This window comes from Marinobacter sp. X15-166B (assembly GCF_001752365.1).
Lineage (GTDB): Bacteria > Pseudomonadota > Gammaproteobacteria > Pseudomonadales > Oleiphilaceae > Marinobacter.
Map to the genome: position 1 here is coordinate 883,234 of NZ_MEIY01000001.1, position 12,329 is coordinate 895,562.

Sequence of the window (12,329 nt, forward strand, 5' to 3'; positions counted from 1 at the left end):
CTCAGCCCAGGGTGCTGAGCTGGCGCGGTCTTTCGATGGCGAACCCCTGGGCGTAATCCACGCCCAGCTGGGTGAGCACATCGAGCACCTCCCGGGACTCCACCTGGGTGGCGATCACTTCCCGCCCCATGTAATGGGCCATGTCCACCATCGAGCGCACCATCGCACGGTCGGTATCGCTGCTGTCCAGCTGGCGTACAAAGGCACCGTCCAGCTTGATCAGATCAACCGGCAGCGTGCGCATGTATTCGAATGAGGTGGGGCCGCTGCCAAAATTACCCAGACAGAACCGGCATCCCTGCGCCTTCATCTCGGCAATAAACCCGGCCACGCCGGGCAGGTCGTTAATCGCTGCGGTTTCGGTAATTTCAAACCACAAGCGATCGAGAGGGGCATGGTTCTCGCTCAGCCGGGCGTGAATAAACTCCAGCAAGGACTCGTCGTTCAGTGAGTAGCCCGACAGATTGATGCACACCCCGTAGGCTTCGTTGGGGCCACCCTCCTGAGCCCGCAACCAGTCCAGCATGTGGCCGACCACCCAACGATCCACCGCCTGAATCCGGTTGTAGCGCTCCGCCATGCGGATAAAATCACGGCCGGTAATCAAGGTACCCGCATCGTCATACATGCTGATCAGTATTTCCAGCTGCGCCGACATCAGTGTTTTGGCATGCAAGGGTATTATCTTCTGACAGCGCAACAACATGCGCTCGTCATCGAGCCCCCCCAGAGTCGCCACTTTTTGGGTAATCTGCTCCTGACGGGCCTGATCCCCTTCAGTCAGCGAATACACCACCACCCGGCCATTGCCCAGCTGTTTGGCATCTTTGCAGGCCGATTCCGAGGCCCGCAGCCAGCGCTCGGCGCTGGTCAGCGCCGGCAACATGGGTGCGACGCCTGCGCTGGCGGACAGTCGATAACGGCGCCCCTCGTACTCCGGTGCCATCGCCTCAACGGTGTGGATCACGTCGGCGACCGCGCGCTGGGCATCTTCGGCCGGAAGCAGAAACCCGAATTCGTTACCGCCCAGACGCGCAATTGGCATGCCGTCCGGAACCTGATCGCGCAGCGTCTCGGCGACGGCTTTGAGCATGTCATCCCCGGCCTGGTAGCCGGCGGTATCGTTCAGCAAGCGAAACTGGCGCAGGTCCAGCCGCACCAGTACGCGTTCATCTTCGTGGCGACTCAACTGCTGTTCCAAAGTGCGCTCAAACTCGCGCCGTCCCAACAGCCGCGTCAAGTCGTCGTGAGTCGACGCCCAGGATAACTGGTCGTAGGCCTTGCGCACCATGTGGTCGATGCTGGCATCCACTAAGGGCTGATCGTAGTGACTGTCGGGAACAATGATCCCGGCACGCATTTGTCGGGCCAGCTCGTTCAGGGGGTGTTCCACGACTCGCATACCTTGATGGTTGACGAATACAAACCGGCTGAACTCCCTGGCAATCCAGACCAGGCGCATGTACTGCGGCTGGTCCGGGTTCTGCTGATCACGCAGCCAGTCGCCGGTGCGCAATTGTCGGGCCCGCTTACACCATCGTTGCAGGCTGCGTTGTTCTCTGGCGGTGGCCGCGCTCCGCTCTTCTGCCTCAGCGGGCCGGGACGGCGGAACCTCGACGGTCTCCACTTGTTCCGGGGCGGTGCGCACCAGAAACGCCTTCAGCTCATCACGGATCGGGGCGGGCGGCATATTATTGCTGGAGATCGACGCCAGCCCGTTCTGAATAAGGACCAGCAGCGCGGCGAGATCCAGTTCCACCTGGGGATCGTCGCCGAAGGCCAGCAAGGAATCGATCACGGTCAGATAATCAAGCCAGAGTTCACTGTCGGGCCCCTGGCGGATCCAGGTCAGCGACAGCAGATCGCGCCAGCCGGCGTTCAGCAGGCTGACAACCGCCTTGGGCACCCGCCGTCCAGCCAGCCGCCGATCCAGTTCGGTGGCCACCGCCGCTTTGGAGTCGGCCACCTTCTGTGCACCCTCGGCCGCCGCCGTGACCCGCTCAACGTTGCGCCGATAGATGCGCTGCTGACGCTCAACCAGCACATCCAGCTCGGTCACGGCCTTTTCGAACACCGCCGTGTCCTGTTCGAAGTCATTGACGATTCGTTCGATCAGTTCGTCCACCCGGCGCTGCAGCACCGGATTTTCACGGGCGTCCTTCGCACTCAGCTGCGCAATTCGGTTCATCACCCCACGCACCGGGCTGTCGCTGTCATCAAAAAAGCCCGGATCCCTGATGACCACCTTGAGGACGGGTACTTCAAGATGTCGTAATTGCCGCTGCGCCACTGCGCTCAGACGCGGGCTGGCATTGACACTGTTGAAAAACCGGTCCACCACATCAACCGTGCTGTGGTGTTCATCGTCCAGACGCTGTTCGGGATTGGCTTTTATCTTGCTGACAACCCGTTCTTTCAATGTCACCGTGTCGGCTTCGGCGACGGGCTCGGTCTGCAACTGCTGCAATTCCCGCTGCAGTTCGCCCGCAGACAGCGGGGTCGCATCGGCCGGAAATTCCGGGGACGGTGCGTCCCCCGCTGCGGCGCGACTGGCTGCCAGGGTATCGAGCAGGTTACTCACGGTGGCGAAAGCCGACTGCGCGGCCTGACTGTAACGGTCGAATCTGGCGGCCGGGGTCGCCTCCGGCGGCGGGGGCGGGGGCGCCGGTTCGGCGCGACGGGACGGGGTGGTGGACTGGGGCGGCGGCGCGGCCTCCTCGGCAGTCGTGCCCGGTTCCGGACTCTCGGTTTTTTCTTTATCTTTCTGCAGGTTACGCTGACTGAGATAACGACTCAGATCAAGATCCGGCAGCACCCCCTGGCGGATCAGAATTTGATTCAGCTCGTGAAACAGGGGCTCCAGATGGAGCAGCACGTCCGTCTCGAAGGTTTTCAGGCACACCTTGGCCACATTGCGGCTCGGCTGCAGGTGACCCAGTCCGGCGTGGAACGCATCGCAGATTAACGCCGGTCCCAGCGGATTCTGGTGGCCGGTGGTGTTGTTGACGCCCAGTTTGTCCAGCCGTAACTTCAGTTTCAGCAAATCACCGCGATACAGTGTATCGGCCTTGGTGACCATCACCCGAATGGTCAGCCAGTCTTCAAACTCGTTTTTTTCCACCAGCGACAGCTCGATTTCCGGAATCGGCTTGCGGGCAGGTTTGAGGGGTGACTCCAGGGTCGCGGCCATCTGCTGCCAGATCAGTTTTCCCCGAACCTTGAGCTGTCCGGACGAGTCCATGTAGTCGGCGGCCTGCTGATCGCTGGTGGCGCGCTGTGCGGCCTCCTCCAGCGCACTTACCATCGCCGTCAAACACTGCGCCATCAGCGGTTCCAGATGTTGGACTATGGTCTTTGCACACTGGTGCAGCACAAACTGCACCCGATCGTCCGGCGGTGTGAGCGCCGACTTACCCACCCCTCCCTCGGCACCGCACAACTGGAGCATGGCGGCGATGGCGGCGGTATTCGGGCGGGCAAACGCCACCCCGATGGCCCCGGCCACCCGGCGTGCCACCCTGACATCCAGCTCATACGGAGCCTGTTGGGCTGCGGTGCGAAAACTCACCCGCAGCGGTGTGCCATCGTGGTGTTCCAGCGCTACCGCCAGCTGCTGTTCCGTTTCGCGGGGATACTGAATGAACAGACCTTCGGCGCAAAAGTCCGTGATTTGACAGGGAAATAATCTTTGCTCATGCAGCCCTATCAGGGCTTCGAGCTCGATTGGCTGGCGGACACTGGCACGACGATCCTTCGATTCCATGAACAACCCTAATGTTCGCTGATACTTACCAAATGAACACAATTCCATTTTATACAGCGGAGTATAGCGGCTACAGTGGTACTCCACACGTAAACAAAGCGCATAATGACTATGCGACAGCTTATATGCATGTGTCATGTTTTACTACTGGTGTGCGCCCTGAGTGCCTGTGCCACCACCGCTTACTACAGCCAGGCCCTGGCCGGACAATGGTCGCTGATGCGCTCCGCCGAGCCGGTGTCCAACCTGCTGGCCGACCCCGGGGTGCCCCCCGGGCTCAAGCAGCAACTCCGGCAAGCGCTTGCCATCAAATCCTTCGCCGGCGACCGGTTGGCCCTGCCGGTAGGCAACACCTTCAGCCAGTACGCGTCACTCGACCGGAATCATGTCGTCGTCAATGTGGTCGCCGTACCGGAATTTGCGCTCACCCCGCATCGGTGGTGTTACCCGCTCATCGGCTGCCAGTCCTATCGCGGTTACTTTGATGCCGGCGACGCCCGTCAGGAAGCCCGGCGGTGGCAGCAGCAAGGTTTTGATACGGTGGTTGCCGGGGTCACCGCCTATTCCACGCTGGGCTGGTTCAATGACCCCCTGCACAGCGGTTTTACCCGCTTGCCGGACGAGCGGATGGCCGCGCTGATATTCCACGAACTCAGCCACAAGGTGGTGTATGTTGCGGGCGACACCGCGTTCAACGAGAGCTTTGCCACCGCGGTGGAACTTGAAGGGCTGCGACTGTGGCTTGCTGAGCAGGGCCGCAGCGAGGATTTTCAGCGCGCCCAGGAAGGCCAGCAACAGCGCTCACAAACCCAGGCCCTGGTGACCGCGGCAAGTCGCGAATTGGCCAGTCTGTACGCCCGCACCGATCTTCCGAAGGAAGCGATGCGGGCGCAAAAAACAGCGGTGTTCGAGCAACTGCGCCGGGAGTATCTGGCGCTGGTGCGCATCTGGAACCGGCCCGGGCCCCTGGGCAGCGACCCCACCACCCTGAACAACGCCCACCTTGCCCTGTTCCGGCAGTACCATCAGTACGTGCCGGGTTTCCGGCGTTTGCTGCAGCAACACCACTACGATTTTGAGGCGTTTTACCAGGCAGTCCGGGGGCTGGCGCAACAGCCAGAGGCCTCGCGCCGCGCGCGGTTACAAGACTTAGCCAAGGGTTTTCACGAATACCTTTGAATTGCGCTGGGGGTTGTACTCCGCCAGTTTTGGACCCGGCAGCGCCTGCACGGTGGACGGCTGGAAGCCGCGTTCCCGGAACCAGTGCTCGGTCTGGGTGGTCAGCACAAACAGCCGCTGGATACCCTGTTTGATCGCCAGTTGCTCCACCCAGCTGAGGATCTCATCCCCCCGCCCGGCCCGCCGGTATGCCGAATCCACGGCAAAACACGACAGCTCCCCCGCCTGTTCTTCCGGGTAAGGGTAAAGAGCCGCACAGCCGACTATGGTGCCGTCACGCTCGGCGACCACGAACCGGTTGATCTCGGTTTCCAGCAACTCCCGGGATCGGCGCACCAGAATGCCTTGTTCTTCCAGCGGCTGAATCAATTCGACGATGCCGCCGATGTCTTCGGCGCGTGCGGATCGCAGTTGTTCGTAGGTGTCTCCGCTGACCAGGGTGCCAGCCCCGTCACGGGTGAACAGCTCTTCCAGCAGTGCGCCATCCTCGGCAAAGCTGATGATATGAGTACGCCTTACCCCGCGCTCACAGGCCTCACAGGCGGCCCGCAACCGTTCAACGTCCTGCAGCGGCAGGGCGGGGTCCCGTAATTTTTGCCGGGCTTCCCGTACCGACAGTTCCCGGATGAGATGGCCTTCGGAATTCAGCACCCCGGCGTGGGGCGTGTAAACGATCAGCTTTTCCGCCTGCAGTGCCGCGGCGACCTGACTGCCCACATCCTCATGGCTCAGGTTGAAGGCGTCCCCGGTGGGCGAGTAGCCCTGGGGTGGCAGCAACACGATATGGCCAAGTGCCAGCAAGCTGTCGATACCCTGGACATCCACGCGACGGACCCGGCCGGTATAGCCGAAATCGATTCCGCCGAGGACACCAACGGGTTTGGCGGTGACAAAGTTACCGCTGCTGACGCGAATCCGGGCGTTGTGCATGGGCGAGTTGATGAGCCCCATGGACAGCTGGCTTTCGAGGTGCGCCCGCAATGCCCCGACCGCTTCGAGCACCAGTGGCAGATGCTCCTCGGTGGTCACCCGCACACCCCGTTCCAGCTGCGAGTGTTGCCCCGCACTTTCCAGCCGTTGCTGGATCTGTGGGCGCGCGCCAAAACTGACCACCAGACGCACCCCGAGGCTGCTGAGCAGGGTAATATCATGAATGATATTGATGAAATTGGCGTCGGCGATTGCCTCACCGCTCAGGGTCAGCACCACCGTGCGCCCGCGGTGGGCGTTGATGTACGGTGATGAATGGCGGAAGCCATGAAGCCAGTCGGTGGATTTCAAATACTCTCTCCGTTCAACAGGTCGTTAAGTTTACCGGGACACACCACCGTGCACACAGAACCGCTCGATCAGCTGCCGGAGGATAGCGACCGCCGGCTGCAGCTGGGACAGCGCCAGATACTCATCGGGCTGGTGCGCCTGATCGATGGACCCGGGGCCCATCACCAGGGTTTCGAGCCCCAACTGTTGCAACCAGGGCGCTTCCGTTGCAAAGGCGACCGCCTGCGCGGGGTGCCCGGTCAACGTTTCGCACACCCTCACCAGTTCGGCGTGTGCGGGGGTTTCAAAAGGCGGTACCCCCTCAAAGAGGGGCTCGAAGGTTAACGCCAGCGCACGTGAATGGGCAATGGGTTGCACGCGCTCCAGAATCTGCCGGCGCAGCTCCGCCATATCCATACCGGGCAGGGGGCGCAGATCAAACTGCAATTCACACCGGGCACAGATCCGGTTGGGGTTATCCCCCCCGTGAATACACCCCAGATTCAGGGTGGGGACCTGCACGGCAAACCCCGGATTCCGGTACCGCTCCTGCCAATGCCTGCGCAACCCCAGCAGTTCACCGATCGCTTCGTGCATGCCCTCCAGAGCATTTCGCCCGAGCGCGGGATCGGAGGAATGGCCGGACTGCCCCTCGAACACCAGGCGCTCCATCATGATGCCCTTGTGCATGCGCACCGGTCTCAACCCGGTCGGCTCGCCAATGACCGCGTAGCGCGCCTGTGGCCGCCCGGCTGCGGCAAGCGCCTGGGCGCCACTCATGGAACTTTCTTCATCGGCGGTGGCCAGAATAATCAGCGGCTGCTGCAGGGGTTGATCCACAAATACTTTGGCGGCTTCAATCGCAACCGCAAAGAACCCCTTCATGTCGCAGGTGCCCAGGCCGTACCAGCGATCGTCCCGCTCGGTCAACGTGAACGGGTCGCTGTGCCAGCGTTGCTCATCGTAGGGTACCGTATCGGTGTGCCCGGATAACACCAGCCCCCCGGTGCCCTGCCCGAGCGTGGCCAACAGGTTGAATTTCCCGGCGACCCCGGGTACCGGCATGATGTCAATCTGGAACCCCATGGGCTCCAGCCACTCCGCCAGGGCATGCACCACCGGCTCGTTGCTTTGATCCCAGGTCGCCGATGCACTGCTGATGGACGGGATGCTGATCAGCCGGGTCATCATTTCACGGATCCCCGGTGGCAGTTGTCTGGACCTCTGACTGGCTGGCATGTGTCGCTCTCCCTGACAAGGCTTGCTGACTAGAGGCGGTGATTACGCCGCCACACTTCGAACCCGGTAACCGCTCTGATCGCCAACGGGTAAGTCACTTCTCCGCCGTCAACCATGCGCGCTACCTCAAGGTGGGTCTCGGTCACCGTCTCCAGCCGACCCACCGCAACCCGACCACTGCTGAGGGTAACCCTGACCCGATAGCCGGCCCAGTGCGCGGCCTGGCCGGGCTCCGCCGCCACCCAGCCCGGACCCTCTCCGGAGGCAGCGGCGGCCGCCATCACCACCGGTTCCCGCGCCTCCGCCGGAGTGGCTTGCAAGGTTGGCTCGATACTCCGCAAGAACACCCCGGGCACCCGGGCCCCGTTATAACTGACCGGCCACTCCACCCCGTCTTCCGCCGCAGGGGCGACGGCCACACCGTAAAGCAGCGCCTGCGGGCGCAACTGCACGACCACCTCGCCCCCTTCAGTGAGCCACTGCCGATAGAGCGCCTGCAATTGCTCACTCGGAGCATAGCCGCTGTTCTGCAAACCCTCTCTGAAAGCGTCCATCACAATCCGGGTCCACTCGTTCACCGCCACCCCGGATTCACGGGCGCAATAGGCGGCAACCTTGCGCATCACGCCGCCATCCCGCAAGGTCAGCGTCAGCGGCTGTGCGGAGCTGACCTGCAGCTCGGCAAACCCCGGCAGGGACAGTCGTGCCCCCGGCCAGTCAAGCTCGATGCTGCCACTGCCGGCGGTACTGAGCTCGGCGTGCAGACCGGCGGGCGTTTGCGCCAGTATGGCCTCTCCGGTGATTTCGGTGATCCCCAGGCGCACCAGATCGCCACTGCCCAGACGCTGGCGGTGGTCGGGGCCACACACGGGGGCAAACAGGTTGGGCGCTTCACTGTCCGTGGCGGTCACCCAATTGCGAAACATCGCAGCATCGAGTTGAAGGCTGGCGCCCATGGCTTCCAGGTGCCAGGAAGCGGGCAATTTGTGCGGCTGCCACAGGGCCATTAACAGGGCGAGCGGGCTGTCCGTGGTGTAGGTCAGCCGGTCGGCGTGGAAGGCCTGAGTCAGACGGAACGGCTGGTAGCTGGGGGCGCTCAAGGTCAGCCCCCCAGCCACGCTGGAACCGATGGTGCCACGCGCCAGCACCCCCTCGGACGCCAGCGCCAGACGAGCCTCTTCAAGCCCCCGGTCGGCAAGCCACCACACGCCCCCCTTGAACGCGGCGTACGCAATCAGCCCCCAAACCAACAAGGTAGACAACAGTTTCCTCATACCCGTCTCCAGCGCACCCGCCCCTTGAACACGTCAGACCCAGCGATCAGTTCCGGGAAATCAGCGTACCCACACCCTCATCGGTAAAGATTTCCAGCAAACAGGCGTGGGCGACGCGGCCATCAATAATATGCGCGGTACGCACACCCTCTTCCACCGCGCTGAGCGCACAATGGATTTTCGGCAGCATACCGCCGTGGATGGTGCCGTCGTCAATCAGTTCATTGACCTGCCTGGCGGTCAGTCCGGTCAGCACCTCGCCGGCCTTGCTCTTGAGCCCGGACACGTTGGTCAGGAGAATCAGTTTTTCTGCCTGTACGGCCTCCGCGACCTTCCCCGCCACCAGATCCGCATTGATGTTATAGGATTCACCGTTGGCACCGACGCCAATCGGCGCAATCACCGGAATCACATTGCTCCGGGTCAGCATGTCAATGGCCTCCACGTTCACACTCGCCACCTCACCCACATGGCCAATGTCCACGATCTCGGTAGGCTGCACCGCCGCCGCAGGGCTGGACACCTGCAATTTGCGCGCCCGGATCAGATTGGCGTCTTTGCCGGTCAGGCCTACGGCCATGCCACCGTGACGGTTGATCAGCGAGACTATCTGTTTATTCACCTGTCCGCCCAGTACCATTTCCACCACATCCATAGTGGCAGCGTCGGTCACCCGCATGCCATCGACAAACCGGGACTGGATCTGCAGCCGCTCCAGCAACTCGCCGATTTGCGGACCGCCGCCGTGCACCACTATGGGATTGATGCCGACCAGCTTCATCAGCACCACATCCCGGGCAAAGCTGCTTTTCAGGTCCTCGTTTTCCATCGCGTTGCCACCGTACTTGATGACCACGGTTTTGCCGGTAAATCGCTGTATATAGGGCAATCCCTGGCTCAGTACTTCGGCTACCTGGATTGCTGTTTCGCGTTTCAGTGTCATGCAATGCGCCTTGTTTAAGATCTCGTCATATTCAGAAGCCCACCACCACATCGGGGGCGACCTTGTTTAATTCTGTCCGGAACACGGTCTTGATCCGCTCCAGTGCGTCCGCCGTCTCGGCTTCGAACCGCAACACCAGCACCGGTGTGGTGTTGGACGCGCGGCACAACCCCCAACCGTCGGGGTAATCAACGCGCACGCCATCGATGGTGGTGACATTGCCTTCACCGAATTCCCCGTGGGTCATCAGAGCGTTCACCAGCCCGAATTTGGTGGCTTCGGTCACCTCCACCGTCAGCTCCGGCGTGCTGATGTCGTCCGGGAAGTCCGCAAACACCTCGTCGCTGCGCCGGTCTTCAATGCCCAGTATCTCGAGCAACCGCGCCGCCGTATAGAGGCCATCGTCAAAACCGTACCAGCGCTCCTGGAAAAACACGTGCCCACTCATTTCGCCCGCCAGCAGGGCTCCGGTTTCACGCATTTTGGCCTTCATCAATGAGTGCCCGGTTTTCCACATGATGGGGCGACCGCCCGCCTCGCTGATAACCCCGGCCAACCGGCGACTGCACTTCACATCGTAGATGACGTCGGCTCCGGGGTTGCGGGACACCACATCGCGGGCAAACAGCATCAGCAGACGATCAGGCCAGATAATCTGGCCGCTGTTGGTCACCACCCCCAGACGATCGCCATCGCCGTCAAACGCCAGCCCCAGATCGGCCTGCTCTGACTGTACTTTCGCAATCAGTGCGTCCAAATTCTCCGGTTTGCCCGGGTCCGGGTGGTGGTTGGGGAAATCGCCATCCACTTCACAGAACAGCGGGACGACCTCACACCCCAATTCTTCCATCAAGATGGGACCGAGTTCGCCGGCAATGCCATTGCCCGCATCCACCACCACCTTCAGGGACGTGGCCACCGCTATGTCACCGACAATGCGATCGAGATAGGCCCGGCGAACGTCGGCGTCGGACAGGTTCCCCTGACCGCTGACAAAATCCTGCGCCTGGATGCGCTGCAGCAATTGTTGAATGGCGTCACCGGACAGGGTCTCGCCGCCGAGCATCATTTTCAGGCCATTATAGTTGGCCGGGTTGTGGCTGCCGGTCACCATCACGCCGGAACCGGTGTCGAGATGGTGGGTGGAAAAATACAATACCGGCGTGGGCACCGCGCCCACCTTGATGACATGGCAACCGGTGGCCATCAACCCCCCGGGACAGGGCCGCCGCCAACTGCGGACTGGAATGACGCCCGTCCCACCCGACGCACAAGGTGTCGAGTCCCCGCGCCAACGCCTCGCTGCCCACCGCCCGACCGATCAGTTCGACCGTTTCGGTTGTGAGGGTCTCGTCCACAATGCCGCGGATATCGTAAGCGCGGAATATATCAGCGGCCACCTCCGCGACCACCGGAGCCGGTGTCGCCGGTGCATCGGGAGCCGCCGCTGCTGTTAACTCGCCGGGCGACGGCTCATCGTCGAGGCCGAGTACGTCATCGTCGCCGTCCAGCATGTCGATGCCGAGCAGATCGCTCTCCTGAAACATGGGTTCCTCGAGGCTGCCGGGCCCCCGGGCGGCCGCTGACGCTGCCGCACCAAGCGGCGCAGCCATCACTCTTTCCGCCCGTTTGTCGGCAACCTGAGCCAGGCGCTGCAACACCTCGCCCAGCGATGCCATCAGGCCCCAATGCAATTGTGGCAGTGTGGCGCGCTCTCCGGAGAACGCTTTGTGCGCCCACTGAGTCAGGGCGCTCGCTTCCCTGCGCAACGCCTTCTGGGCACCGGCAGACAAAACCCACACCAACACCGCCGCCAGCAGCGACGAACCGACGATCAGCGCAATCATCCACACCGTATTGAGCGCAGGCGTGGTGGTCGGGCTCGGGGCGTAATGCAGCGCCCAATTAGGTGTGCTCAGCTCCAACACGACGGGCGCCCCGCCCCCCGTACCGAAACTGGCCAGGGTATTGGCGTTCCCGGCAACGGTTTGCACCAGAGCAAGCCGTGCGGCTCCGGCATCCTCATGGGTCAGCAGGCGCATCAGCAGATTTCCATCGAGCACCCACAGCATACTGCCGACCAGGGCCTCGGTGGCGGGATGGCGCACCGGCGCTGCCAGCTGCACAAACCATTGCCCGTCGCGGGGGAATGCGTCCGCGTGCACCTGATGCCCGGTCTCAGCACGGCGCAGCAGTTCCAGGCTGGCGAAGCCCAGCCCGGCCGCGTTGTCCGCCGTGCGTGGAACCTCGCCATACGGCACCAGCGCCACCTGACGCATGCCGGGCAACAGATCGGTCAGCCCGGACTCCAGCTCCTTGCGCAGAGCCGGATCCTGCAACCCGTCCACGACTGCGGGTTGCGCGGCCACGCCGGCCAACAGGTCTTCCAGCAAGGTCAGCTGCTGCTCCACCCGGAACCGGGATTGTGCCGCCGCCTGGTGGATTTGTTGCTGCGCCTGAGTTTCAGTGGCGGGCTGCACCACGATCACCAGCATCAATGCCGCTGCCACCGCCCCGGCCATCACCACCACGAGGGACTGCAACAGCGCCACCCCGGTCAATTGTTTCAACGCCGGCGTCTTGGACTCAGCCTGCTGGGGCGCATCGTTCTGTTTTTTCTTTTTGCCCAGTTTCATAGTTAACCCTACAGGACGGTTAGTCTTTTTTTCGA

At 62.4% G+C, this 12,329-nt stretch carries 6 protein-coding genes and 1 pseudogene; 1 reads left to right on the plus strand and 6 read right to left on the minus strand.

The genetic code is table 11. The features are described 5' to 3' along the window. Position 1: 1 nt before the first annotated feature. Positions 2-3,763, minus strand: coding sequence for a DUF1631 family protein (locus BG841_RS04210; RefSeq protein WP_070056508.1), 3,762 nt, complete (start codon positions 3,761-3,763; stop codon positions 2-4). A 129-nt stretch (positions 3,764-3,892) separates the two neighbouring features. On the opposite strand from BG841_RS04210, the gene BG841_RS04215 reads away from it, so the two are divergent. Further along, positions 3,893-4,942, plus strand: a complete 1,050-nt coding sequence (locus BG841_RS04215; RefSeq protein ID WP_228141595.1) for an aminopeptidase — start codon at positions 3,893-3,895, stop codon at positions 4,940-4,942. Here BG841_RS04215 and argA read toward each other — a convergent pair. The 5 genes and pseudogenes from argA to BG841_RS17690 all read right to left on the minus strand — a co-directional run bounded on the left by argA (position 4,913) and on the right by BG841_RS17690 (position 12,294). After that, on the minus strand, positions 4,913-6,223 hold the full coding sequence (gene argA / locus BG841_RS04220; protein WP_070056510.1) for an amino-acid N-acetyltransferase: 1,311 nt from the start codon (positions 6,221-6,223) through the stop codon (positions 4,913-4,915). The genes BG841_RS04215 and argA overlap by 30 nt on opposite strands. 30 nt (positions 6,224-6,253) lie before the next feature. Beyond that, positions 6,254-7,441 (minus strand): acetylornithine deacetylase, encoded by a 1,188-nt coding sequence (gene argE / locus BG841_RS04225; protein WP_070056511.1) that lies wholly within the window; start codon positions 7,439-7,441, stop codon positions 6,254-6,256. A 29-nt stretch (positions 7,442-7,470) separates the two neighbouring features. Continuing rightward, on the minus strand, positions 7,471-8,715 hold the full coding sequence (locus BG841_RS04230) for an acetylornithine deacetylase (RefSeq protein WP_070056512.1): 1,245 nt from the start codon (positions 8,713-8,715) through the stop codon (positions 7,471-7,473). 46 nt (positions 8,716-8,761) lie between these two features. Further along, on the minus strand, positions 8,762-9,658 hold the full coding sequence (argB, locus tag BG841_RS04235; protein ID WP_070056513.1) for an acetylglutamate kinase: 897 nt from the start codon (positions 9,656-9,658) through the stop codon (positions 8,762-8,764). 31 nt (positions 9,659-9,689) lie between these two features. Then, a pseudogene (locus tag BG841_RS17690) lies at positions 9,690-12,294 on the minus strand (phosphomannomutase/phosphoglucomutase). Between the last annotated feature and the right edge of the window lie 35 nt (positions 12,295-12,329).

What these genes read in the sequence shown, in the direction of transcription:
- BG841_RS04230 (WP_070056512.1), bottom strand. Translation starts at nt 8,715, where the DNA reads ATGAGGAAACTGTTGTCTACCTTGTTGGTTTGGGGGCTGATTGCGTAC.
- argB (WP_070056513.1), bottom strand. Translation starts at nt 9,658, where the DNA reads ATGACACTGAAACGCGAAACAGCAATCCAGGTAGCCGAAGTACTGAGC.
- BG841_RS04215 (WP_228141595.1), top strand. Translation starts at nt 3,893, where the DNA reads ATGTGTCATGTTTTACTACTGGTGTGCGCCCTGAGTGCCTGTGCCACC.
- argE (WP_070056511.1), bottom strand. Translation starts at nt 7,441, where the DNA reads ATGCCAGCCAGTCAGAGGTCCAGACAACTGCCACCGGGGATCCGTGAA.
- BG841_RS04210 (WP_070056508.1), bottom strand. Translation starts at nt 3,763, where the DNA reads ATGGAATCGAAGGATCGTCGTGCCAGTGTCCGCCAGCCAATCGAGCTC.